A 25,093-nucleotide genomic window follows, 5' to 3' on the forward strand; every position below is an offset into this window, starting at 1 on the left:
CGATCGGATCTGGACAAGAATCTAGTAGTGCTCAACCGCTGCCACGATAGGCAAGGTGAAAGTCACCGTGGTGCCACGCCCCGGCTGGCTGGCGATATCCAGTGAGCCACCGTGATTCACCATCACGTTAAACGCGACGGTCAACCCCAGCCCGGTGCCCTTGCCGATTTCCTTGCGGGTAAAGAACGGATTGATGGCACAGCTGAGCACTTCCGAATCCATGCCTGTACCACTGTCCTTGACCACCACCTGTACCTGATCGTCAATCTGGGCCGCCGCAATTTCGATGCGCCCTTCGCCAACAATCGCATCCCGGGCGTTATCGAGAATATGTCGGAACGCCAGGCGTACCTGGCCAGCGATGCAATCCACCCGTGGAATGCCGGCCATCTGGATATCCACCCGAATCCGCTCGTCGTGGTCGAGTTTGAGTTCCACCACCGCCTGTTGCATCAACTCAAACAGGTCAGCACTGCGTTTGGCCTGTCCTTCCTGAATCGCGAAGGTTTTCAATTCGGCGACGATATTGCGAACCCGCTCAAGGCTGTGCTGGGAAGCCAGCACCAGCTCTGGTGCATCGCTGCGCACAAAATCCAGGTCAATCGCCCGTCGCATGCCCGCCAGTACCTGACGAATATTGAGGTCGGTAATAGAGCTTTCGATAGACTGAAACTGATCCGCCAGTTCAATCAACTCTGTCAGGTATTCACTCAGAGTGGCGATATTGCTGTACACCACCGCCACCGGATTATTGATTTCATGGGCGATACCGGCGGCCAGATGGCCAAGCGATGCCATCCGCTGAGCCTGCAACAACAGCTGCTGGGTACGCTGTAATTCATCCAGACTGGTCTGCAACTGGCTGTTGCTGTCCTTTAATTCCTGGGTGCGGGCACGGACTTTTTCTTCGAGCTTGTCGTTGAGGTAACGGGCCCGTTTTTCAGCCTGGCGGCGGCGCTGCATTTCAATATCGAAGGAGGCAAACAGGCTATTGATTTTGGCCACCAGATCGTCGAGTTCGCGGTAGCGGGCGGTGCTTTGCAGATTGGCGGCGTTGGTATCGCCGGGCTCCAGCACCCGCAGCCGCTCCGTCAGATTGTGCAGTGGCCGGGCCAGCCGGATTTTCAAGACCACCACCAGAATCATCGCCAGCGCCATCGCCCGCACGACTTCAATCAGCGCAGTAACCATCGCACGCTGGCGGAATCCTTCATGAGCCTTGCGGCTGTCGACCCAGACCGTCAATGTACCGACCTTGCTTTCTTCGGCACCAACGTAGCTCTGCCCCATCAGATCAATCGACTTGCGTAACCACTGACTGCGGTTTTCACCCTGCAGTTGCTCCGGCGACAAGCCACGATGTTGCTGATAACCGGAGACTTCATCTTCGATCTGCAACGACACAATCGACGGCTCCAGCATCAGGCTTTCGAAAATTTTCTGGATCGCCGCCGAATGATATTGCTGCAGCGACAGCACCAACTGGCCACTCTGATGGGTAATCAGCTTGTCCAGGCTCTGGTTGAATTTGTCGGCATCGGTCTGGTAGTCCAGCCGGATCTGGATAGCACTGAAAATCACGCCAAACAGTACACTGAACAAGAGTACGTAGACGGTCAGCTTTGTTTCAATCGATGGGGATTCTGCAGCCACGGTAACCGGACCCGAACAGACGCTTTCCCTGAGTATAGTCAGCCAAACCGCTGCTGCAGGCCGATTAGCAAAAGCTTTTGTATCGACTCGTTTGCCGCCAATCAGATTGGCAGCGCACTGCGGTCTACTACCCGCCTCATCACAAAGCTGGAGTGCACACCAGACACCCCTTCAATACGGGTAATGGTGCCGAGCAGCAGCTTCTGGAAATCCTCCATGTCACGCACAATCACCTTGAGCATGTAGTCCGCCGCCTGGCCGGTAATCAGGTAACACTCCAGTACTTCCGGACAGGCATCGACGGTTTTTTCAAAGCTGGCAAAGCGCTCCGGGGTGTGTTTGTCCATGCTGATATGAATCATCGCCAACAACGTCAGACCCAGTTTGCGGGCATCCAGATGGGCCCGATAACCCTCAATAATGCCGGAATCCTGTAACGCTTTGACCCGCCGGGAACAGGGCGACGGCGACAACCCGACCCGCTCGGCCAACTCCAGGTTCGACAGCGAACCATCCCGCTGCAACTGTTCGAGAATCCTGCGGTCAGTACGGTCCAGTACCACTGGCATGGATGATTCGATAGACATAAGGCGACCTTTTGTACGATTGCAGCAGATTCGATTCAGACGAATAGCGGCTTTTGGGTTACGGCAAGTATCAACTGCCACAGTTCAAAACAATGAAACAATTATTCGTCCTAAAATAGGATTTTCCAGCAATTAAAGCAAAGCAAAAAGCCATTTTTTTGCTCAATAAACAATCATTCACTCATGCCTTCGACATACACTATTCTCACTGACCCAAACCGGATTCACACGCGAGAACCTGACCATGACTTACCAGAATTATTCCAACGTCGGCTTCCAGCCTGCCAAATACCGTCGCTTCCCGGTGATCAACAAAGCTGATCGCCGCTGGCCTTCACAGCAAATCCAGCAAGCACCTATGTGGTGTTCTGTTGACCTGCGCGACGGTAACCAGGCACTGATCGAACCGATGAACGTGAGCCAGAAACAGGCCATGTGGAATCTGCTGGTCAGCATGGGCTTCAAGGAAATCGAAGTGGGTTTCCCGGCTGCCTCTCAGCCTGACTTTGACTTCGTGCGCTGGTTGATTGAAGAAAACCGCATCCCCGAAGATGTCACCATTCAGGTTCTGGTTCAGGCTCGCAACGAATTGATTGAACGCACTTATGAGGCGCTCGAAGGTGTCCGTCGTGCCGTGGTACACGTGTACAACTCCACCTCGCCGGTACAGCGCAACAAGGTTTTTGGTCTGGATAAGGAAGGCATCATTGAGATTGCCCGTAACGGTGCCCGCAAGGTGCAGCAGGTTGCCCGCGACTATCCAAACACTGCCTGGACATTCCAGTACTCGCCAGAGAGCTTCTCCGGTACTGAAATCGATTTTGCCGTGGAAGTCTGTAACGCCGTGATCGATGTATGGCAGCCAACGCCAGACAACAAGGCCATCATCAACTTGCCAGCCACCGTTGAGTCCTCCATGCCCAACGTGTTTGCCGACCAGGTGGAGTGGTTCTGCGACAACGTCAATCAACGTGACAGCATTGTAGTGAGCATTCACACCCACAACGACCGTGGTTGTGCGGTAGCCGCGGCTGAAATGGCGATTCTGGCTGGTGCTGACCGTATCGAAGGCACCTTGCTCGGCAATGGCGAGCGTACCGGCAACATGGACATCGTCACCATGGCGATGAACCTGTACTCCCAGGGCATTGATCCACAGCTGGATATTGCCATGGCAGACGACATCATCAGTACCGTTGAAGCCTGTACCAACATCAAGACCCACCCACGCCATCCATGGTTGGGCGAGCTGGTTTACACCGCCTTCTCCGGCAGCCACCAGGACGCTATTCGCAAGTGTCTGGCCCAACAGGCTGACGACGAGTACTGGGATGTTGCCTACCTGCCAATCAACCCGGCAGACATCGGTCGCAGCTATCAGTCAGTGATTCGCGTTAACAGCCAATCTGGCAAGGGTGGCGCTTCTTACTTGTTGGAGCAGGAATTGGGCATTACCTTGCCACGCTGGGTGCAAATTGAATTAGCCCAGCCAGTGCAAAAAATGGCCGAAGCCAAAGAAGGCGAATTGACCACAGCTGACGTGGTTGGCGTATTCCGTCGTCAATTCATGACCAGCCATGGTCAATTGCAGCTCGATAGCTACTCGCTGGAAGGCCAGGGTCATCAACACGCAGTTCGCGCCAGCATTAATGATGGTGCCAACATGATCGCGATGGATGGCCACGGCAACGGTGCCATCAGTGCCTTCACCGATGCAATCTTGCGAGCGATGGGCGTCGCCGTACAGATCGTGCAGTTCGACGAACAGGCTACCAGTGAAGGCTCTGATGCCGGTGCCATCGCCTTTATACAAGCCAACATCAACGGCAAGCGCTATACGGGTGCCGCTGAAGACGCCGACACCCTCAGTGCCAGCATGAATGCGGTATTGGCCGTGGTGAACCAGGCGCTGGCCGACAAAGGCTGATCGGTTTATTCAAATTGGTTCCTTCAAGGTGCCGATAAACCAGTGCCGATAAACCACTCAAGGAAGCGAGTCAGATGACTCGCTTTTTTGTTTCCACCAAGGCGCTTTTCCAGCCCCTTTAATTGTTCCACTTATAACAACACCCTGTTTCATTAGACCTTGGTCTTCCTCCCCCAGGCATACAAAGCGGCCAATAACCCGTACTATCCGGCCCGATTTGCCACAAATAATTAACAAAACAAGCCAGTCCGGTTATGAAATCGAATTGGCATGTGTCGAACAGACAGAGAGATTGATATGGCTGATACTCCACGCATAGCCTGCAGTGCACTGCAATCCAAAATTATGACTGCAGCAGAAGCGGCTGAACTGATCCCGGCGGGCGCAACCGTTGGTATGAGCGGATTCACCGGAGCGGGTTACCCGAAGGCCGTGCCAGGAGCGTTGGCTGAACGAATCAAGAAACTGAATGAAAGTGGTCAGACCGGTTTCCGCATCAACGTCTGGACTGGTGCTTCCACTGCACCTGAGCTGGATGGTGAGCTGGCCAAGGTTGACGGCATCAACATGCGTCTGCCATTCCAGACCGACCCTATTTGTCGTGAAAAAATCAACAACGGCGAAATGGACTACATCGACTATCACCTGTCCGAAGTATCCCAATACGCTTGGTCCGGCTTCCTTGGCAAAATGAACATTGCCGTGATTGAAGCGACCGCTATTCGTGAAGACGGCAGCCTGGTGCCATCCTCCTCAATCGGTAACAACAAAACCTGGATCGAGCAGGCTGATCACATCATTATCGAAGTCAACCACAAGCAGCCAGCCAAGCTGGAAGGCATGCATGACGTTTACTACGGTACTGCCCTGCCACCGCACCGCAAGCCAATCATGATCACCAAGCCGGCTGATCGTATTGGTGAAAAATACCTGGCTTGTCCGATTGAAAAAGTTATCGCGGTTGTTGAAACCAACGCTGCTGACCGTAACAGCCCGTTCAAGCCAACCGACGAAGTGTCCAAGCGTATCGCTGATCACATCATCAATTTCCTCAAGGACGAAATTGAAATCGGTCGTCTGCCACCAGAAATGCTGCCAATCCAGTCTGGCGTGGGTAACATTCCAAACGCAGTACTGGAAGGTCTTAACGATGGTCCGTTCAAGAACCTGACGTCCTTCACCGAAGTGATTCAGGACGGCATGCTGAAAATGCTGAAGTCCGGCACGCTGGCCGTTGCTTCTGCGACTTCTTTCTCCCTGAGCCCGGAAGGTATCAAGGAATTTGAAGACAACATCGACCTCTACCGCGAAAAAATCATTCTGCGTCAGCAAGACCTGAGCAACCACCCGGAACTGATCCGTCGTCTTGGTGTGATTGCCATGAACGGTCTGCTGGAAGCGGATATCTACGGTAACGTGAACTCCACTCACGTGATGGGTACCCGCATGATGAATGGTATCGGTGGTTCCGGTGACTTCGCCCGTAACGGCTACCTGTCGATCTTCGTATCACCTGCCACTGCCAAGGGCGGTGACATCTCTGCCATCGTGCCAATGGTCTCTCACGTTGACCACACTGAACACGATGTGAAAGTGATTGTGACTGAACACGGTCTGGCAGACCTGCGCGGCCTGTCGCCACGCAAGCGGGCGATGGAAATCATCAACAAGTGTGCGGACCCTGCGTACCGCCCTGCGCTGATGAGCTACTTCGAACGCGCCTGCGCCAGCGGCCGCGGCATGCACACGCCACACCTGCTGGGTGAAGCGCTGAGCTGGCACCAGCGTTATGAAGAAACCGGCAAAATGCTGTAATTAACCGTTTTGATGGAACTGGTACGGTCTGCCTGTGGAACGTACCAGGTACCACACCCTGGCCGGGACGCCCTGCTGCCTGAAAAACCCCAACCAGCTTTTCTGGTTTGGCTGCAAGGTGTCTCCCGGTCCTTTTACTTCTATCAGCTCGTAACCATCCTCTTCACCAAACCAGACAAGATCCGGCAAACCGGTCTTGCGGCGTTTCAAATCCCCAAGCATACGTTCAAAAATCTGCTGCCAATGCAGTGCTGGAATGCGCTCGAACGCCAGTTGTAAACAGCCTGAAGCCAACGCCTCTGCCATAAATGTCCAGTACACAAACGGATTGGCCGTTGCCCACTTTTGCTCCAGCCGCTGCAGTACCTGCCGCTGCCAGTCACCGCTCTGCAAACTGTCAAATACCTCCGCAATCCGTTGCGCTCTGATTACCGCAAAGTTTTCATCGTACAAATCGTCTGGTCGTAACTGAAACGGATGATAGAAAGCGCCTTTAACCGGCGCATAAATCACGTCCCAGAACAGCAAACCAAACAGCGATGAAAACAGCGCATTTTCGACGTAAAAACCAGACCCTCCTCGTTGCTGCAACAAGCGTTGCAAGGCAACTGCTTCAATATTCTGACCTGCCACCAGCAGCTGCTCATCCGCCTCAACCAGCTCCTGCCGCTGTTCCTGCCAGGCTGGCAAAGGCATAAACCAATCCGGAGCTGGCTGTTGCTGCTTTTTCAACAAACGTGGCAGAAAGCCTTCCAGGAAACGACTTTCTTCATCATTGAATGGCGCCACTGCAATCTGCCGACAGAGCTCCAGTGCTTCCGCTGGCGCTGTGGTCGCCAACAGCCGAATCTGGCGCTCGCGAGACGGCACCAGCTCCACCCGACGATAGAGTGCCAACGCCTGTTGATCTTCTCCCAAACGCTCCAGCTGGCGGGCAATTTTCAGCCACTGGCGACCGACTCGCCGTTGCAATACCGGATCGTTATCCAGCACAGGCAAACTGTCTGCGAGCGCCAGTAACTGCTCACTGTCCAGCTGCTTTGGCCAGTCATCGAGTTCAGGCAAACAATCGTAATAATTCAGGTGGGCCAGTACCTGATCACGACTCTCGAACAGTCGCGTTTCGGCATCGAGCAACACCTTTTCATAGCGGTAGACGCCAAGGTCAGACAGTACAAAATCCGTCAGGCTCTGGTTCAAATTGCCGAAGTACAACAACCGCAGCAGCCGCAACAGCGCTTCAATAGGGTCAGCCAGCTCAGCAATGGTGGTTGGCAGCAATGGCAGTTCAGCTTGCTGCTGTAGCCATTCATCCAGCTGCGGGCGTTTCCAGCGTGCCAGCTCTGAGGGTAAATCCAGTTCACCCTGTCTGAGCAAAACCAGCCATTCCGATTTGTTAAACAGGCCACTCCAGTCGGCGACTGGCAAAAGCAATTGCTGTCCTTGTGGATGCAACCTGATTAAACCCGCCTGTGCCAGTTCCACCATTGCCGCAGACAAACTGTGCAGCTCCTTGTATTGCAACCTGTCGAGCCGAAACAACCGTCCTTTACGACTGTGCAAGCGTACAAACCAGCCACGACTGTTGGCTGGCAAAACCATCAGAGCGGTTAATAACACTAGCTCGTCGGCGAGTAACAAGTCGTGATAGCGCTCCAGCACCTGAGCCAGCAGCTGATCAAAATTATCGAGATAATAAAAAGGCGGCAAATCCGGATTAGCAGCAGTCGTGCGAGCAGATTCAGGCAGGTCGTTATCGGAGAGAGACATAAACGAAGGAGTGGCAGCTGGTAGTCAATACATCCACAGCATAACAAATACGCCCGGACAGCTTGCAAGCTTCCGGGCGGATCATCACCAATTGGATGGCGCAGCCCAGAAATCCAGCTCGGCCAGCACCTCACGGGCCGCGACCCAACGGCCTTTCAGATAGCCTTGATGGCAGCGGCAAACCTCCGATTCAACGTGCTTTTTGCAGCCGACAGGCTGGCCCACTCTGGTGGGATCAAAATCAGCAATTATCAGACGGCCACGCTGATCCGCAGAAAAATAGCCGTCAAAGCCCTTGTTGCTCATTTGCGGTTGTTCCAGCCAGTCATCGTCGTCCTGTTCGCCCTGTTCCGGTAAGTCAGCGTGATCAGCCAACGGCATAAAGCGCGCGGGTTCCAGCACATAAACCAGTGAATGAGGCACGTCATCAGCGTTCAGGCGACGCGATAACTGCCAGGCAACGTCCAGTGACGTACTGCCACACGCCACCAGCTGTACTGGCTGGTGAGGCTCCCCAGCCAGACAGACCGCACCTTGTTTGATCAACAGATCGCTCTGCAGCTGCGACAGTGGATTGGATGGCTCGCGCAACGGAATTGCGCTCAGGTAAATGCTGCCATTATCACCATAACAACTGCGTAGCAGACCCAGTGTGGTGGTCATGTCTGGCGAATAAAGCGTATGGAATCCGGCCGGCGGCACCAGTAGGTCCGCCCAGACATCATCCAGTGTCTGGTCATACAAACCCGCCAATGGCCAGGATGCCCACACCGGCATATCCTGATTCGCGCGCATTGGCTGCTGATCTCTGGCCAGGCTTTGAATTGCAGGACTCAGGCTCTGCAATTGCTGCTGTTGCAACAACAGCAGGTTAATCCCTTGCTGATTACCCAGACAGGCATTCCAGAGCAATTCAGGCTGTTCCGCCAACAGGGCAATCCCCTCACTCAGATCCTGCGGGTTTGAAGAAGGAATATGCTCACTGCAAGCGCCGTCATTCATCACCAGATGACTGGCAGCCAACTGGGTCCGCAGTCCCGGATTTACCTCTGCCAGTTCAATCAGGTAATTGGCCATCGGCTGGGATAATTCCCCACCCTGACGGCGATGAGGCAATGGCCGGTTGATGGTGACCAGTGGTTGTAAAAACGGAATGCGAGGTAGCTTGTCGCGCCACAACGGCAGGGTTTGCAGTACCCCGGCATCTTCAGCCGCAGTGCCTGCCGGTTCTGCCAGATCTACGGCAGCAGGCTCCAGTACCACCACACGAGGCCCGTTAACTGAATCCTGTTCCAGCTGTAACAGCGCAGCCGCCAGCGAGAGCAAATCCTGCTGGGGACGTAACCAGTGCTGTACCTCAGTGGTCGCACACTCATCACAGTGGTAACCACAATCATCCGGCAGACAGAAAATCACGCAGGCAGCCGCGCCAGACAACTGGCCAACAGCGGCAGCCTCCAGCTGCTGCTGTGCCTGGCTTGCCGCAACGGCAGGCAAGACCCATAACAGCTCACCGTTGTGTGCTCTGAAAGATGCCTGTTGCACAGCGCCATAGGAGATGTGTTCTATTTGCACCAGCTCTGGCGACAACCAGGGACCCGGCCCTACTCGCTTGCTGCTGTCAGAACCAAACTCCTGCTGTAATTTCTGCCAGCCGGCCAGATCGTTTGGATAGCGCCGCCGCCGTAATGGCGAGCCAGTCGCAGTCAGCCATTGCCAGAGTTCGGCAACCAGACCAAATTGTGGCTCCGCAACCAACCAGCGGCGGTTTTTACCAGTCAGATGGTTCAGCAGTAATTGCGCTGCCTGTAACCGTGACAAGGATTGCCAATAACCACAATCCGCCAGCCCGGCCTGTTCAGCCAGCTGCGGAATTTGATGCCCAACCCATTCCTGCATGGCAGTCATTTCCACTACCGCATGGGCAATCTGTTCTCCAGCAACTCTCTGTCCTTGCTGTTGCAATAGTTGCTGCAAACTCGCGACAACATCGGTCGGCACCAGCAATTCGCCGATACAGGACAAGTCAGATGGATAAACAGGCTTGGAGCTGCTCATCAGGAATACTCCTGGCAGATGGGTTCGATTTCAGTCTAGATAGTGACTGACATAACCTCATTGCCATGCATCAAACATGCAATCGTATTGATGAAGATGGCGCGGGACTTTGCATCCAGCTTGACCAGAAACAAAAAAACCGCCAGAAGGCGGTTTTTTTGTGGTCGATCAGGGAACCAATCAGGCTGGTTGTTCTACGCCTTTCATGGTCAGCTTGACGCGGCCTTTTGGATCTACGTCCATCACGTGTACGTTTACTTCCTGACCTTCTTTCAGGTAGTCAGAAACGTTTTCAACACGTTCTTCGCTGATCTGGGAGATGTGCAGCAGACCATCCTTACCAGGCAGAACAGTGATGAAAGCACCGAAGTCAACGATCTTGCTGACCTTACCCTTGTAGGTAGTACCAACTTCAATCTCGGCAGTGATCGCTTCGATCATGCTGCGAGCCAGATCAGAAGCTTCTTTACCGGCGGCAAAGATCTTGATTTCGCCATCGTCGTTGATGTCGATAGAGGCACCAGACTTGTCGGTGATGTCACGGATGGTTGCACCGCCCTTACCGATAACTTCACGAATCTTGTCGGAAGGAATCTTCATGGTAGTCATGGTTGGCGCGTTTTCAGCCAGCTGCTTGCGAGGCTCAGCGATCACCTGGTTCATCTGATCCAGAATGTGCAGACGGGCGGCCTTGGCTTTTTCCAGCGCAATTTCCATGATCTGCTCGGTGATACCTTCGATCTTGATATCCATCTGCAGTGCAGTGATACCTTCGTCAGTACCGGCAACCTTGAAGTCCATATCGCCCAGGTGGTCTTCGTCACCCAGAATGTCGGTCAGAACAGCGAAGCTCTCGCCTTCTTTAACCAGACCCATGGCGATACCAGCAACCGGAGCTTTCAGCGGTACACCTGCGTCCATCAACGCCAGCGAAGCACCACACACGGAAGCCATGGAAGAAGAACCGTTGGATTCAGTGATTTCGGAAACCACACGGATGGTGTACGGGAACTCATCGTGCTCTGGCATCATTGCCTGAACACCGCGACGGGCCAGACGACCGTGACCGATTTCACGACGACCTGGAGTACCCAGACGACCAGCTTCACCTACAGAGTATGGAGGGAAGTTGTAGTGGAACAGGAATGGATCGTCCTTGGTACCGTGCAGGAAATCGATCATCTGCGCATCACGGGCAGAACCCAGAGTGGTCACAACAATCGCCTGGGTTTCACCACGGGTGAACAGGGCAGAACCGTGAGCGTTGGCCAGCACGCCGGTTTCGATGGTCAGCGGACGTACGGTGTCGTTGTCACGACCGTCGATACGTGGCTGGCCATCAATAACGCGCTGACGTACCACTTCGTACTTCAGCTCGCCAACCATCTCGGCCACTTCATCAGCAGAGAAGCCTTCTTCGCCTTCAGCAGCAACCAGTTTCGCAACTGCGGCAGCTTTGACTTCGTCCAGCTTGGCATAACGGGCCATCTTGTCGGAGATGGTGTAAGCCTCACCGATACCGGCTGCAGATTCCGCCTTGACGGCTTCATACAGAGCTTCGTTACGGGCTTCAGCAGACCAGTCCCAACGAACCACTGCCAGCTCTTCAACCCACTCACTGATAGCGGTGATAGCGCTCTGGAATGATTTGTGAGCGAACAGTACAGCGCCCAGCATTTCGTCTTCGGTCAGTTCGTCGGCTTCGGATTCAACCATCAGCACAGCGTCTTTGGTACCGGCAACCATCATGTCCAGCAGAGAATCTTCCAGCTGGCTGATGCTTGGGTTGAGGATGTAGCCTTCGTCTTCGATGAAACCTACACGGGCACCACCGATAGGACCATTGAAAGGCACACCGGATACTGCCAGTGCTGCGGAAGTCGCGATCATGCCCAGTACATCCGGGTTCACGTCTTTTTCAGCAGACATCACAGTGATGATGACCTGTACTTCGTTCATGAAGCCTTCGGCGAACAATGGACGAATCGGACGGTCGATCAGACGGGAAGTCAGGGTTTCGTTTTCGGAAGGACGACCTTCACGCTTCAGGTAACCGCCAGGAATACGACCAACGGAATACATTTTTTCCTGGTAGTGCACGGACAGCGGGAAGAAATCCTGGCCTGGCTTGGTGCTCTTGGCAGCAACCACAGTCGCCAGCACCTGGGTCTTGCCCATGGTAGCCAGTACGGCGCCGTCTGCCTGACGGGCTACACGGCCGGTTTCCAGCGTGATGGTGTCGTTACCGAATTGAAAGGTTTTGCTCTTGGCAACAGGGATATTACTCATTTTTTATCCATTATTTGTCGATCAAACATCCTGTATCACTGCCGGTACTTCTAAGCATTGATCGTAAACTGCATCGATCGCCAAACGATCGAAGCAGTAGCGAGCTTCCGGTTACGTCAAGGTCACGAAACAGGAAGAACGACAAATGGTTAGAAGCACCACCGCATCTGGCGGGGTTGGGCACCACAGTGACTACAGATTTCAGCGGAGTATAGACATTCGCCAGAGCGAACTACAGAAACAACAAAAGCCCCGGAGGGCTTTTGCTGCAAGCGAGATTAGCGACGCAGACCCAGGCGCTTGATCAGCTCCAGGTAACGGTTAGCATCTTTGCCTTTCAGGTAATCCAGCAGCTTACGACGCTGGTTAACCATGCGGATCAGACCACGACGTGAATGGTGATCTTTACCGTGTTCCTTGAAGTGAGACTGCAGGCCCAGGATGTTGTGGGTCAGCAGTGCAACCTGAACTTCAGGAGAACCAGTATCACCTTCAGCGGTTTGATACTCTTTTACGATCTCGGCTTTTTTCTCAGCAGACAATGCCATGCTTTTAACTCCAGATAATGTGCGTCAGGCACTCGCCTGATGTTTAAAGGATTACGTCGCCACCGTGCACATTAACAGTGGGATGCATTTGACTGGCCAGACCAACCACGACAGGTCTGACCAACCAGAACCGGCTCTGTTCAATCAGCCAGTTGCAACGGAATGTTCAGCAGCCGAACCGGCTTGAGAACACCATCACTAACTTGACCAACTCCCAGCAATTGCTGGCGAGCAGAATCAGCAGCCCATAATTGTACTGAAGCCGCGTCCTCTAGGCTAGTCCTCAGTGACTGCCCGTTCAGAATCCGTTTGGCTTCTTCGACACAAATTTCAACCTTTGGCCAGCCAGGCACGGCGGATTCAATTGGCAACAGCACCTGATCCAGGGTTTCGAACCCCTGCTCTGCCAGCTCAGCCAGCTGTTCCAGCGTCAGCATGTCTGTGCCCTGATACGGGCCAGTCTGGATGCGATGCAGTTTGGCAACGTAGGCACCACAACCAATAGCATCACCAATATCTTCGACCAGAGTCCGAATATAAGTGCCTTTGGAACAATGCACCGTAAGATCCAGTTCATGATCCGATGGCCGGGCATCCAGCGTCAGCGAATGGATTTTGATAACCCGGCGTTTCTTCTCGGCAATGGCCTTGGCTTCCGCTTCGCTCATGCCTTTACGGGCCAACTCGTACAAGGGTTTGCCATCCAGCTTGAGCGCTGAAAACATCGGCGGCACCTGCTCAACATCACCAATAAACCGATTGATGATGTCAGCCAGCTGACTGTCGCTCAGCGCTGGCACTTCGGCCGTACGAATCACTTCGCCTTCACTGTCGCCAGTGGAGCGTACTTCGCCCAGGTACGCCCGGGTCTGGTAGCTCTTGTCCGATTCCAGCAGCAACTGGGAAAACTTGGTGGCCTCGCCCAGACAAATTGGCAACAGGCCACTGGCTTCTGGATCCAGCGCTCCGGTATGACCAGCCTTGTTGGCATTGAACAGTCGTTTGACCGTTTGCAGGGCATGGTTGGAACTCACACCCAGGGGCTTGTTCAGGAGCACGATGCCGTGGACATCACGGCCTTTTTTTCGTTTTGCCATAACACTCAAAAGCAATACGGCCACCTGAACAGATGGCCGTTGATGTTAGCTGACTAACGCCTGCTTGATAAAGGAGGCCGCCAGACAGAGATCAATCGTCGGGAAAACCGGCTTATTCTTCTTCGTCGACACCAATCGGGCCAGACTCATCGGTACTGTTGGCCTGGTCTTTCTGGCGCGCCTGGCGAATCAGGCTGTTCATGCGGTAACCACGATCAAGGGTTTCATCGTAGTGGAAACGCAGCATCGGGGTAATGCGGGTAGTCAGAATACGCGCCAGCTCGCTGCGCAGGTAACCCGCACCATCGTTCAGAATTTCTTCTGTCTGGCGGCGAATTTCTTCGTCAGACTCTCCACGGGCACCCATAACGGTGAAATAAATATCGGCGTAACCGAGATCCTTGGCCACCTTGACCTGGTTCAGGGTCACCATACCCAGACGCGGATCTTTCATGTTGAACTGGATCATATGAGCAAGTTCACGCTGAATCTGTTCTCCCAGACGGGAAGTTCGGCTGTAATCTTTTGGCATAACTTAACCTCTCGCAGCAGCCTCTGCTGCGCCATAACTGAATTGGCTTTCCCTACAGACACCAAAGCCCGGTAGAACCGGGCTTTGGCAGATCATCGGACAAGCCTGCAAGATCTTACAGGGTACGAGCGACCTCACGGACGTCAAATACTTCGATTTGATCGCCTGGACGCACGTCCTGATAGTTCTTCACGCCGATACCACATTCCATGCCCTGACGAACTTCGGCCACGTCGTCCTTGTAACGACGCAGGGATTCCAGTTCACCTTCGTAGATAACAACGTTATCACGCAGTACACGGATTTTCTTGTTACGGTGAACCGTACCGTCAATCACCATACAGCCAGCAATCTGGCCGAATTTCGGTGAGTTGAAGACGTCACGAACTTCCGCAATACCAACGATCTCTTCACGCAGTTCCGGCGCCAGCAGACCAGCCATGGCCTGTTTAACGTCATCCAGCAGATCGTAGATCACGCTGTAGTAACGCATGTCGATACCATTGTTCTCGACCACTTTCTTGGCAGCGTTGTCGGCACGAACGTTAAAGCCGAATACCACCGCACTGGAAGCAACCGCCAGCGTCGCGTCGGTTTCGGTGATACCACCGACACCAGAGGACACCACGTTTACCTTCACTTCGTCGGTTGCCAGCTTCTGCAGGGAAGCAACAATTGCTTCCAGCGAGCCACGTACGTCGGTTTTCAGAACCACGTTCAGTACGGACTGGGCGCCTTCACCCATACCACTGAACAGGGCATCCAGCTTGGCAGCCTGTTGACGCTGTTGCAGCTGCTCCTTAACGCGGTTTTCACGGAATTCAGCCACTTCACGGGCTTTCTTCTCGCTTTCAACAACCATGAAGTTGTCACCAGCGTCCGGAGTACCATTCAGGCCGAGGATTTCAACCGGAATGGATGGACCAGCCTGATCAACCTGCTTGCCGTTTTCGTCCAGCAAGGCACGGGCACGACCGTAGCATGTACCAGCCAGAACGATGTCACCTTTCTTCAGCGTACCGTTCTGAACCAGCAGCGTCGCTACCGGACCACGACCCTTGTCAAGACGGGATTCAACGATAGTACCTTGTGCCGGGCCATCGAAGTGCGCTTTCAGTTCAAGGATTTCAGCCTGCAGCAATACCGCTTCCAGCAGGTCATCGATACCCAGACCCGTGTGAGCAGATACTGGAATGAATGGAACGTCACCGCCCCAGTCTTCCGGCAGAACACCGCGCGCTGACAGTTCGTTTTTAACACGATCCGGATCAGCCGCTTCCTTATCCATCTTGTTAACCGCAACCACAATCGGCACACCAGCCGCTTTCGCGTGCTGAACAGCTTCTTCGGTTTGAGGCATCACGCCATCGTCAGCAGCAACCACCAGGATCACGACGTCAGTTGACTGGGCACCACGGGCACGCATGGCAGTGAATGCCGCGTGTCCAGGAGTATCCAGGAACGAGATCATGCCGTGATCCGTTTCAACGTGGTAGGCACCAATATGCTGGGTAATACCACCGGCTTCGCCAGCAACCACGCGGGTACGACGGATGTAGTCGAGCAGCGAGGTCTTACCATGGTCAACGTGACCCATTACGGTAACAACCGGTGCACGAGGTTTCTCGTCGCCTTCGTAGTTGACGGAGTCAGTTACATCTTCTTCCAGCTGGTTGTCGGAGATCAGCTTGGTAACCTTGTGACCCAGTTCTTCAACCACCAGAGTGGCAGTGTCCTGATCCAGAGTCTGGTTGATGGTCGCCATAACGCCCATCTTCATCAGCTCCTTGATCACTTCACCAGCCTTGATCGCCAATTTGGCAGCCAGATCACCAACGGTGATGGCTTCTGGCAGTTCAATTTCACGAATCACAGGTGCTGTTGGCATGTTGAAAGCGTGTTCGTTGGAGGACGAATGACCACCACGACCACCACGAACGCCCTTGCCACCCTTGCCGCCTTTTGGACGACGACGGCTCAGCGGGCTGTCATCCTTTTCGACAAAACGGCTGTCTTCACGATCACCGCGCTTGCGATCAGCAGTCTTGTTGTTGGTGCGTTGCTTGCGACCTTCTTCGCCACGCTGCTGGGCCAATTCGGCTTCAGCGCGTTTCTGTGCCACATCTTCGTCTTCCGTACGCGGCTTGGCGCGGGCTACTGCGACCGGCTTGCCTGGACGTGGACGCTGACCATCATCAGAACGAGGTGCAGCCGGACGAGCATCACCAGCAGGGCGCACAGCCACTTTTGGACGAGCATCAGTTTTCGGACGAGCATCTGCTTTTGGACGGGCATCAGCCTTCGGACGAGCATCAACTTTTGGACGGGCATCTGCTTTCGGGCGAGCATCCGCTTTTGGACGAGCCTGTACCGAAACCTTTGGCTGCACTTCCGCAACCGGCTTGGCGGTAACACGCTTGGCAACACTGACCTTGGCGGTTTCAGTGATTGGCTTGTTGGCCGCTTCCGCATCAGCACGTGCTTCTGCTTCAGCTGCATCACGCGCGGCGCGCTCAGAAGCCGCCTTGTCGGCAGCCAGCCGGGCTTCAGCAGCCTTGCGTTCCGCAACCTGACGGGCTTCTTCTGCAGCACGTTCTTCTGCTTGCTTGCGCTCGCTTTCAGCCTGACGAGCAGCTTCGATATCTTTATCGATCTCGTCACGCTTGACGTAAGTACGCTTCTGACGCACTTCAATAGCAACCTGCTTCTTGCCACCCTGACCAGCTTTCAGGGTCGTGGTGACCTTGCGCTTCAGAGTGATCTTTTTCGGCTCCTGACCCTCGCCATCACCGTGACTTTTTTTCAGGAAAGCCAGCAAGCTGGCCTTCTCATCATCAGAAACCTGTTGTTCTGCTGCGGTCTGTGGCAAGCCCGCTTCTTGCATTTGGGACAGCAAGCGATCAACGCTGGTCCCCACCACGTCGGCGAGTTCTTTAACTGTTACTTCTGCCATACGTTTCTCCTGTGCCGAGTGAGTGAATTAGTCGTTGCCCTCAAACCAGGGCTTGCGCGCGGTCATGATCAGCTCAGCCGCTTTCTCCTCAGTCATATCCTCGATGTCCATCAGGTCGTCGATGGATTGCTCGGCAAGATCTTCCATCGTACAGATCCCCTTGCTGGCCAGAACCAGGGCAAGGTGCTTATCCATACCATCCATTTCCAACAAGTCTTCTGCTGGCTCGGCATGCTCCAGTTTTTCTTCTGAAGCGATTGCCTGGGTCAGCAATACGTCTTTGGCACGGTTGCGCAATTCATTGACGGTCTCTTCGTCCAGATCCTCAATTGCCAGCATTTCCTCAATTGGAACATAGGCAATTTCTTCGAGGGTGGTGAAGCCTTCTTCTACCAACAGAATGGCGAAGTCTTCGTCGAGATCGAGAGCATTCATAAAGGTTTCGACGTATGCAGTTGCTTCCTGATCTTGCTTTGCAGCTGCATCTTCGATGGTCATAACGTTGATTTCCCAACCTGTCAGCTCAGACGCCAGACGCACGTTCTGGCCACCGCGACCAATGGCTTGAGCCAGGTTGTCGTTTTCTACCGCCACATCCATGGTGTTGGTTTCTTCGTCCATAATGATCGACGCCACTTCGGCCGGAGCCATGGCGTTGATCACCAATTGTGCCGGGTTGTCATCCCACAGCACGATATCAATACGCTCGCTGCCACCGAGTTCGTTGGTCACCGCCTGAACACGGGCACCACGCATACCAACACAGGCACCAACCGGGTCGATGCGCTTGTCATTGGTTTTAACAGCAATCTTGGCGCGGGAGCCTGGATCACGGGAAGCGCCCTTGATTTCAATGACGTCTTCAGCGATTTCAGGCACTTCGATGCGGAACAATTCGATCAGCATGGCTGGAATGGTACGACTCAGCATCAGCTGCGGGCCACGGTTTTCCGGCCGTACAGCGTGCAGGATGGCACGTACACGATCACCCATGCGCATGATTTCACGGCCGATCAACTGATCTTTAGGCAGCAGGCCTTCAGCGTTGTTACCCAGATCAACAATAATGTTGTCACGGGTCACTTTCTTGACAGTTCCGTTAACCAACTCGCCAACCCGGTCTTCATATTGCTCGACGACCTGGGCGCGCTCGGCTTCACGAACTTTCTGCACGATAATCTGTTTGGCAGCCTGCGCAGCAATACGGCCAAAATCTGGATTCTCGATCTGGACTTCGTAGGTATCACCGGGCTGCAGGTTGGTATCGATGTCATGGGCTTCTTGCAGCGTCAGCTCATCGCCAAGGCCTGGAACCACATCATTGCTTACTACCAACCAGCTGCGGAATGTTTCGTAATCACCGGTCTTGCGGTCGATAACTACGCGAACGACGGCTTCCTCATCTTCATAACGTTTCTTGGCCGCGGCTGCCAGGGCAGACTCGATAGCCTCAAAAATCACGTCTCGCGATACACCTTTTTCGTTGGAAACCGCTTCTGCGACCAGGAGAATTTCTTTACTCATCTTCCAGCCTCGCTGTGAACCTTACTTGTCAAAATTTGGAACGATATGAGCTTTTTCAATCAGCTCGATGGGCAACAGGTATTCGTCGTTATCAACCAGCAACACGATATCCTGATCTTCAATCCCTTGCAGACGCCCCTTGAACTTCCGGCGCCCATCAAAAGGCATTCGCAAACGCAGTTCGATGATTTCACCCAGCGATTGCTGATAATGAGACAGTTCAAATAGTGGACGATCCATGCCTGGTGAAGACACTTCCAGGGTGTAATCCTGGGCAATCGGGTCTTCAACATCCAGCACACTACTGAGCTGGCGACTGACGTCGGCGCAGTTGTCTACAGTAATGCCGTTTTCGTGATCGATGTACACGCGCAACAGCAACTGGTGTCCCTGACTTAGTTCAAGACCCCAGAAAACAAATCCCATCGATTCAACAACCGGGGACAGCATTTCAATCAGGCGTGTATCTCGTGCCAATATTTTTCACCTCTCAGAAACAAAAACTGGGCACCTAGTGCCCAGCCCGATGGTGTTGTTACAACCACAGGCTGTACAACAACTCTGTCAACGCTTGCTGCAGGGTAATACCAGGGTATCTCTGGATAGACCTGTCCACTGCAGTTAAGATCACCGCCGGAGATACTTCATTCCCCTGATGACAGCTACTAAAAAGCCCCTGGCATGAGGGGCTTTAAGACAGTTGAGCCCGCGCATTGTAGTGCTTTTGAGCTCAAAAAGCGAACCGGATAGCGTTCCGGCTCCTTGGCTAGGTTGGTGCGGATAGCGAGACTCGAACTCGCACGAGCTTAGCTCACCACCCCCTCAAGATGGCGTGTCTACCAATTCCACCACATCCGCAACAAAACTCGACCAGATACTCTGTTAGTTGCTTTGTTCAACAGCCGGAGTATCCGCCGCAGACGCATCCATCACTGGGGCGTCAGAAGCAGGCGCGTATTCTTCCACAAGTGGGGTGTCTTTCTCAAGCTTTTCAATCACTTCTTTTGAAGGAATTCCTACATCAGAGGAATTTTCAGCGTGTTGCTTGGCAAAAATACCCAAACCGAGGCTTGTTACAAAGAATGCAGCAGCCAGCCACGCAGTTGTGCGGCTGAGAAAGTTACCGGAACCACTACTACCAAAGACAGTCTGGGAAGCGCCGCCACCAAATGATGCGCCAGCGTCCGCGCCTTTGCCCTGTTGCATCATGACAAAACCAATAATGCCAAGTGCCAACAGAATGTGAACTACAAGTACGATCGATTCCATAGTAACCCAAACTTATGCGGTACAAATTTTCAAAAAGTGTTCGGCATCCAGTGAAGCACCACCAACCAAACCACCATCAATATCTTGCTGGGAAAACAACTCGGCTGCAGTTGCAGAATTCACACTACCGCCGTACAACACCCGGGTCTGCTCGGCAATTTGCTCACTGCGAGCGGCCAGCTGACCACGAATAAAGGCATGCATGGATTGCGCTTGCTCCGGCGTTGCAGTTTCACCGGTACCAATCGCCCAGACAGGCTCATAGGCAACTACCAGCTGACACCAGTCATCGTCAGACAACTGTTCCAGAGCCAGTTGCAACTGTGCAGCAACAACACTTTCTGCAGCGCCAGACTGGCGCTGTTCGAGCGTTTCACCAACGCACAAAATCACTTTCAGACCACAAGCCAGTGCCCGACGCATCTTCGCCAGCACCAGCTCGTCTGTTTCACCAAACAGCGCGCGCCGTTCTGAGTGTCCGAGGATGACGTATTCGCAACCGAGGTCACGCACCATCGCCGCAGACACTTCACCAGTGAAAGCACCACTCTCTTCAAGAGCGCAATTCTGGGCACCCAGCAGTAACCGACCAGCAGCTACAGCTTCCTGAAACTGCCCAAGATATGGAAAAGGAGGACACACAAGTACATCACGACCGGCAACCGCTGTATCTGCCATCGCAGCCAGCCATTCGCCAGTCGAGCTGATCGAGGCGTTCATTTTCCAGTTTCCGGCAATCATCAAGCGACGCACGGGATACCCCCAAAATTCAAAGAGCGCAGATACTATCCAAGATGCCGCCCTGAGACAAGCCGTTCTCAGGGACGATTCAGTTCAACCTCGACCACCGCAGCCAATTCAGTCGCCATTGCGGACGCCAACTGATCCGTTTCCGCCTCCACCATCACCCGCACAACCGGCTCGGTGCCAGATGGTCGTAACAGCACCCTGCCCTTGCCCGCCAGCCGGGTTTCAGCATCGGCAACCGCACTGTTGATAGCGGCATTATTGACATCCGCCGATGGACTGCGTTTCACGTTGATCATGACTTGCGGCATCTTTTGCATACCTTGCTGCCAGTCATAGAGGGATTTGCCGGTCTCCATCAGCGCCTGCAACACCTGCAAGGCCGCAACAATACCGTCGCCAGTAGTCTGAACATCCAAAGCCAGCAAATGACCAGACGACTCACCACCCAAACGCCAGCCGTTTTCTTCCAGCAGCTGCAATACATAACGGTCACCAACCCTGGCCCGCAGGAACGGCACATCCAATTGCTGCATTGCCAGTTCGAGCCCCATATTGCTCATCAGGGTACCAACAACACCACCTTGCAAACGTCCACAGGTCTTCGCATGAGCCGCCATGATGTAAAGTAGCTGATCGCCATCAACGATGTTGCCACGATGATCAACCATCACCACCCGGTCACCATCGCCATCAAAGGCAATCCCCAGATCCGCACTTTCAGCCAACACCCGCTCTTGCAAAGCCTGCGGTTCCGTCGAGCCGACCTGATTATTGATGTTGAGACCGTCCGGCTGATTACCCAGTACCACCACCTCTGCACCCAACTCAGCAAAAACCGCCGGAGCAATGCTGTAGGTAGCGCCATGAGCACAGTCCAATACCAGCTTCATACCACGCAGGTTCAATGCACTGACAGTACCCTTGCAGAATTCAATGTAACGTCCGGCGGCGTCCGCAATGCGGGTGGCCTTGCCCAACTGACGAGAGTCGACGCAAGTCATATCCCGCTGCAAATATTCTTCTATCGCCGCTTCGGTGTCATCGGGCAGCTTCTGTCCGGCACCAGAAAAAAACTTGATGCCATTATCGTAATAGGGATTGTGTGATGCACTGATGACAATACCCGCCTGAGCCCGGAAAGTACGGGTCAGATAGGCAATGCCAGGCGTTGGAATCGGCCCCAGCAGAGCAATATCAACACCAGCGGCAGACAAGCCAGCTTCCAGAGCAGATTCGAACATATATCCAGAGATACGAGTATCCTTGCCGATCAGAATGCGGCTACGCCCCTGCTGGGCAAACACCTTGCCTGCTGCCCAGCCCAACTTCATGACAAAATCCGGCGTAATCGGATAGTCACCGACACGGCCACGAATACCATCAGTGCCAAAAAATTTTCTCGCCATTTCAGACTCCCAGAGTCGCTGAAACCACCTTCAGCGCTTCAACGGTCTCTTTGACATCATGTACACGAATAATTCGTGCACCATTCATTGCGCAGATCGCGGCAGCAGTCACACTGCCAATCAAACGCTGATCGGCCACTTCAACACCGGTAGCCTCAGCGATCATGCGCTTGCGTGACAAACCAGTCAGGATAGGTAATTTCATTGCCTCAAACTCAGCTAGTCGACGCAGCAGTTCATAATTATGGACCGCTGTCTTGCCAAAGCCGAAGCCCGGGTCAATCACCAGTAATTCACGACGAATCCCCGCTTCCAGGCAAGCGGCTATACGCTGTTCCAGATAGCAGTAAACATCGTCAAAGACAGAATCGTAGGCAGGTGCATCCTGCATGGTGTCAGGCTTGCCTTTCATATGCATCAGACAGACCGGCAAACCGCTGGCCGCCGCCGCCGCCAGAGCACCAGGTCGCTCCAAGGCCCGCACATCATTGATCAAGTGCGCACCTGCCGCCGCCGAGGCGGTAATCACTTCCGGTGTACTGGTATCAACAGAAATCGCCACATCCAGTCGTGCAGCAATCGCCTCAACTACAGGCACAACCCGCTGTAGCTCTTCTTCGACAGAAACGGGGTCAGCCCCCGGACGGGTTGACTCGCCACCTACATCAATCATGCCTGCGCCATCCAGAACCATTTGTTCAGCATGACGAAGCGCTTGATCCAGAGAATTGAAACGACCACCATCCGAAAAGGAATCCGGTGTTGTATTAAGAATGCCCATCACTACCGGGCGAGCCAGTGACAACTGGCGATTACCACATTCCAGAATCACGTGAATATCCAATTGAATCGATTAGGGGGCAGATACTGCAATAGCACCAACAGTACTGCAATGTTCGGGAGCAACCCCAGCGTAAAACGAGAAAAGCGGCTTGCGCCGCTCTCTCATCTGGTAACCGGCAAGTCCGGCTTATTGATCGCGAGCTGGTGCAGCTGCCGCAGAATCATCGTCATCGGAAGCCATGTCGCGGGTTTCCTGCAATGGCGCAGACGGGCCATTGTTGGAGGATCCCTTGTCGCTCCAGGACTTCGGCGGACGCGGCTTGCGGCCGGACATGATGTCATCAATCTGGTCTGCGTCGATGGTTTCATATTCCATCAAGGCATCCTTCATCATTTCCAGCTTGTCGCGGTTTTCCTCAAGAATGGTAGTGGAACGCTGGTAACAACGATCCAGCAGACTCCTGACCTCAGAATCGATCAATCGCGCAGTGTCTTCTGACAGGTGGGCCATTTGCGCGCCACCACTCGAACCCAGATAACCGTTCTGTTCGTCTTCCGTGTACAGCTGGGCACCCAGCTTTTCAGACAGACCCCATTTGGTGACGTAGTTGCGGGCATATTTGGTTGCACGCTCAATGTCATTTGAGGCACCGGTTGTCACACCGTCTTTACCGAGTGTCATTTCTTCGGCAATACGCCCGCCGTACAGGGAACAGATATTGCTTTCAATACCACGCTTACTGATGGAGTTACGGTCTTCTTCCGGCAGGAACATGGTGACACCCAGGGCCCGGCCACGCGGAATAATGGAAACCTTATAAACAGGATCGTGTTCAGGAACCAGACGACCAACAATGGCATGGCCAGCTTCGTGGTAAGCAGTATTAGTCTTTTCCTTTTCGGACATGACCATACTCTTGCGCTCGGCACCCATCAGGATCTTGTCCTTGGCCTTTTCGAACTCTTCCATACCAACGCGACTGTGGTTGGCACGGGCAGCAAACAAGGCCGCTTCGTTACACAGGTTGGCCAGGTCGGCGCCCGAGAAGCCTGGCGTACCGCGGGCAATCAGGGATGCATTAACATCGTCATCCACTGGCAGCTTACGCATATGCACTTTCAGGATCTGCTCACGACCACGAATATCCGGCAAACCAACAACCACCTGACGGTCAAAACGTCCAGGACGCAGCAGCGCAGGGTCCAGCACGTCAGGACGGTTGGTTGCAGCGATCACAATAATGCCGTCGTTGACTTCAAAGCCGTCCATCTCGACCAGCAGCTGGTTCAGAGTCTGTTCGCGCTCGTCGTTACCACCGCCAATGCCAACACCACGGGAGCGCCCTACGGCATCGATTTCGTCGATAAAGATAATACAAGGAGCCTGCTTCTTGGCTTGCTCGAACATGTCGCGCACACGGGATGCACCAACACCAACGAACATCTCCACGAAGTCGGAACCGGAAATAGAGAAGAACGGCACACGGGCTTCACCAGCAATCGCCTTGGCCAGCAAGGTTTTACCAGTACCAGGCTGACCGACCATCAAGACGCCGCGTGGAATCTTGCCTCCGAGGCGCTGGTACTTGCCTGGGTCGCGCAGGAATTCGACCAGCTCCTTAACGTCTTCCTTCGCTTCGTCGCAACCGGCAACGTCTTCAAAGGTAGTCTTGATCTGGTCTTCGCTCAGCAGTTTGGCCTTGCTCTTGCCAAATGCCATTGGGCCACCACGGCCACTGCCGCCACCCTGCATCTGTCGCATGAAGAACATGAACACCGCCAGAATGATCAGAATTGGCAACGAGGCAAGCAGCAGCTGGGTAAAGAAACCCTGTTTCTCCGGCTTTTCACCAACTACCTTGACCTGATTATTCAGCAGTGTGTCCATCAGCTTGTCATCGTAGGCAGGCAGCACAGTCTCGAAGGACTCACCATTGGTGCTGGTCCCGGTAATCGTTTGACCTGAAATGGTTACCCGCTCCACCTGGCCGCTTTCAACGGCGGTAATGAAGTCGGAGTAAGACAATTCCTGACCGCGTCCTACGTTCTGGAAATTGTTAAATACCATCATCAGGACGGCAGCAATGACTGCCCACAAGATGAAATTCTTTGCCATGGTCGGCACTACCTCT

18 protein-coding genes and 1 tRNA gene are annotated in these 25,093 nt (G+C 53.9%); 2 read left to right on the forward strand and 17 right to left on the reverse strand.

All coding sequences use genetic code 11. The features are described 5' to 3' along the window. Positions 1-21 precede the first annotated feature (21 nt). Together K6123_RS23475 and K6123_RS18840 are read right to left on the reverse strand one after the other, a co-directional pair. A complete protein-coding gene (locus K6123_RS23475) occupies positions 22-1,653 on the reverse strand; it encodes a sensor histidine kinase (protein ID WP_221800620.1) in 1,632 nt (543 codons plus the stop codon). Between the two features lie 101 nt (positions 1,654-1,754). After that, complete coding sequence (locus K6123_RS18840; RefSeq protein WP_246624899.1) at positions 1,755-2,240, reverse strand: Lrp/AsnC family transcriptional regulator; 486 nt, start codon at positions 2,238-2,240, stop codon at positions 1,755-1,757. A 244-nt stretch (positions 2,241-2,484) separates the two neighbouring features. Here K6123_RS18840 and K6123_RS18845 point away from each other — a divergent pair, with 244 nt between their 5' ends. Both K6123_RS18845 and scpC read left to right on the forward strand, forming a co-directional pair. Beyond that, positions 2,485-4,167 (forward strand): 2-isopropylmalate synthase, encoded by a 1,683-nt coding sequence (locus tag K6123_RS18845; RefSeq protein ID WP_221800621.1) that lies wholly within the window; start codon positions 2,485-2,487, stop codon positions 4,165-4,167. A 297-nt stretch (positions 4,168-4,464) separates the two neighbouring features. Further along, the gene (gene scpC, locus K6123_RS18850) at positions 4,465-5,982 is read left to right on the forward strand and encodes a succinyl-CoA:acetate CoA-transferase ScpC (protein WP_221800622.1); all 1,518 of its coding nucleotides are present in this window, start codon (positions 4,465-4,467) and stop codon (positions 5,980-5,982) included. Here scpC and K6123_RS18855 read toward each other — a convergent pair whose 3' ends face one another. The 15 genes from K6123_RS18855 to ftsH form a co-directional block, all read right to left on the reverse strand. Beyond that, a complete protein-coding gene (locus K6123_RS18855; protein WP_221800623.1) occupies positions 5,983-7,752 on the reverse strand; it encodes a VRR-NUC domain-containing protein in 1,770 nt (589 codons plus the stop codon). It lies immediately after the preceding gene. Between the two features lie 84 nt (positions 7,753-7,836). Next, complete coding sequence (locus K6123_RS18860; protein WP_221800624.1) at positions 7,837-9,810, reverse strand: hypothetical protein; 1,974 nt, start codon at positions 9,808-9,810, stop codon at positions 7,837-7,839. 180 nt (positions 9,811-9,990) lie between these two features. Then, on the reverse strand, positions 9,991-12,099 hold the full coding sequence (gene pnp, locus K6123_RS18865) for a polyribonucleotide nucleotidyltransferase (protein WP_221800625.1): 2,109 nt from the start codon (positions 12,097-12,099) through the stop codon (positions 9,991-9,993). Between the two features lie 278 nt (positions 12,100-12,377). Continuing rightward, the gene (rpsO, locus tag K6123_RS18870; protein WP_221800626.1) at positions 12,378-12,647 is read right to left on the reverse strand and encodes a 30S ribosomal protein S15; all 270 of its coding nucleotides are present in this window, start codon (positions 12,645-12,647) and stop codon (positions 12,378-12,380) included. Between the two features lie 140 nt (positions 12,648-12,787). Beyond that, positions 12,788-13,744: a tRNA pseudouridine(55) synthase TruB gene (gene truB, locus K6123_RS18875; RefSeq protein WP_221800627.1), complete on the reverse strand. Its 957-nt coding sequence runs from the start codon at positions 13,742-13,744 to the stop codon at positions 12,788-12,790. A gap of 112 nt (positions 13,745-13,856) precedes the next feature. Further along, positions 13,857-14,276, reverse strand: a complete 420-nt coding sequence (rbfA, locus tag K6123_RS18880) for a 30S ribosome-binding factor RbfA (RefSeq protein WP_221800628.1) — start codon at positions 14,274-14,276, stop codon at positions 13,857-13,859. Positions 14,277-14,391: 115 nt separating this feature from the next. Beyond that, positions 14,392-17,229 (reverse strand): translation initiation factor IF-2, encoded by a 2,838-nt coding sequence (infB, locus tag K6123_RS18885; protein ID WP_221800630.1) that lies wholly within the window; start codon positions 17,227-17,229, stop codon positions 14,392-14,394. A 27-nt stretch (positions 17,230-17,256) separates the two neighbouring features. Then, positions 17,257-18,753: a transcription termination factor NusA gene (gene nusA / locus K6123_RS18890; RefSeq protein ID WP_221800632.1), complete on the reverse strand. Its 1,497-nt coding sequence runs from the start codon at positions 18,751-18,753 to the stop codon at positions 17,257-17,259. 21 nt (positions 18,754-18,774) lie between these two features. Then, a complete protein-coding gene (gene rimP / locus K6123_RS18895) occupies positions 18,775-19,233 on the reverse strand; it encodes a ribosome maturation factor RimP (protein WP_221800695.1) in 459 nt (152 codons plus the stop codon). A gap of 292 nt (positions 19,234-19,525) precedes the next feature. Beyond that, positions 19,526-19,611, reverse strand: a tRNA-Leu gene (locus tag K6123_RS18900). A gap of 24 nt (positions 19,612-19,635) precedes the next feature. Then, entirely contained in the window at positions 19,636-20,022 is a 387-nt protein-coding gene (gene secG, locus K6123_RS18905; protein WP_221800634.1) for a preprotein translocase subunit SecG, read from the reverse strand. 12 nt (positions 20,023-20,034) lie between these two features. After that, on the reverse strand, positions 20,035-20,763 hold the full coding sequence (gene tpiA, locus K6123_RS18910; protein ID WP_281423963.1) for a triose-phosphate isomerase: 729 nt from the start codon (positions 20,761-20,763) through the stop codon (positions 20,035-20,037). Positions 20,764-20,840: 77 nt separating this feature from the next. Next, the gene (glmM, locus tag K6123_RS18915) at positions 20,841-22,178 is read right to left on the reverse strand and encodes a phosphoglucosamine mutase (RefSeq protein ID WP_221800638.1); all 1,338 of its coding nucleotides are present in this window, start codon (positions 22,176-22,178) and stop codon (positions 20,841-20,843) included. 1 nt (position 22,179) lies between these two features. Continuing rightward, a complete protein-coding gene (folP, locus tag K6123_RS18920) occupies positions 22,180-23,010 on the reverse strand; it encodes a dihydropteroate synthase (RefSeq protein ID WP_343224016.1) in 831 nt (276 codons plus the stop codon). A 138-nt stretch (positions 23,011-23,148) separates the two neighbouring features. Next, positions 23,149-25,077 (reverse strand): ATP-dependent zinc metalloprotease FtsH, encoded by a 1,929-nt coding sequence (gene ftsH, locus K6123_RS18925; RefSeq protein ID WP_221800640.1) that lies wholly within the window; start codon positions 25,075-25,077, stop codon positions 23,149-23,151. Positions 25,078-25,093: the final 16 nt, after the last annotated feature.

The sequence above is a fragment of the Oceanobacter mangrovi genome (assembly GCF_019740315.1).
Classification (GTDB): Bacteria; Pseudomonadota; Gammaproteobacteria; order Pseudomonadales; family Oceanobacteraceae; genus Oceanobacter; species Oceanobacter mangrovi.

What these genes read in the sequence shown, in the direction of transcription:
- K6123_RS18840 (WP_246624899.1), bottom strand. Translation starts at nt 2,240, where the DNA reads ATGTCTATCGAATCATCCATGCCAGTGGTACTGGACCGTACTGACCGC.
- K6123_RS18845 (WP_221800621.1), top strand. Translation starts at nt 2,485, where the DNA reads ATGACTTACCAGAATTATTCCAACGTCGGCTTCCAGCCTGCCAAATAC.
- scpC (WP_221800622.1), top strand. Translation starts at nt 4,465, where the DNA reads ATGGCTGATACTCCACGCATAGCCTGCAGTGCACTGCAATCCAAAATT.
- K6123_RS18855 (WP_221800623.1), bottom strand. Translation starts at nt 7,752, where the DNA reads ATGTCTCTCTCCGATAACGACCTGCCTGAATCTGCTCGCACGACTGCT.
- K6123_RS18860 (WP_221800624.1), bottom strand. Translation starts at nt 9,810, where the DNA reads ATGAGCAGCTCCAAGCCTGTTTATCCATCTGACTTGTCCTGTATCGGC.
- pnp (WP_221800625.1), bottom strand. Translation starts at nt 12,099, where the DNA reads ATGAGTAATATCCCTGTTGCCAAGAGCAAAACCTTTCAATTCGGTAAC.
- rpsO (WP_221800626.1), bottom strand. Translation starts at nt 12,647, where the DNA reads ATGGCATTGTCTGCTGAGAAAAAAGCCGAGATCGTAAAAGAGTATCAA.
- truB (WP_221800627.1), bottom strand. Translation starts at nt 13,744, where the DNA reads ATGGCAAAACGAAAAAAAGGCCGTGATGTCCACGGCATCGTGCTCCTG.
- rbfA (WP_221800628.1), bottom strand. Translation starts at nt 14,276, where the DNA reads ATGCCAAAAGATTACAGCCGAACTTCCCGTCTGGGAGAACAGATTCAG.
- infB (WP_221800630.1), bottom strand. Translation starts at nt 17,229, where the DNA reads ATGGCAGAAGTAACAGTTAAAGAACTCGCCGACGTGGTGGGGACCAGC.
- nusA (WP_221800632.1), bottom strand. Translation starts at nt 18,753, where the DNA reads ATGAGTAAAGAAATTCTCCTGGTCGCAGAAGCGGTTTCCAACGAAAAA.
- secG (WP_221800634.1), bottom strand. Translation starts at nt 20,022, where the DNA reads ATGGAATCGATCGTACTTGTAGTTCACATTCTGTTGGCACTTGGCATT.
- tpiA (WP_281423963.1), bottom strand. Translation starts at nt 20,763, where the DNA reads ATGATTGCCGGAAACTGGAAAATGAACGCCTCGATCAGCTCGACTGGC.
- glmM (WP_221800638.1), bottom strand. Translation starts at nt 22,178, where the DNA reads ATGGCGAGAAAATTTTTTGGCACTGATGGTATTCGTGGCCGTGTCGGT.
- ftsH (WP_221800640.1), bottom strand. Translation starts at nt 25,077, where the DNA reads ATGGCAAAGAATTTCATCTTGTGGGCAGTCATTGCTGCCGTCCTGATG.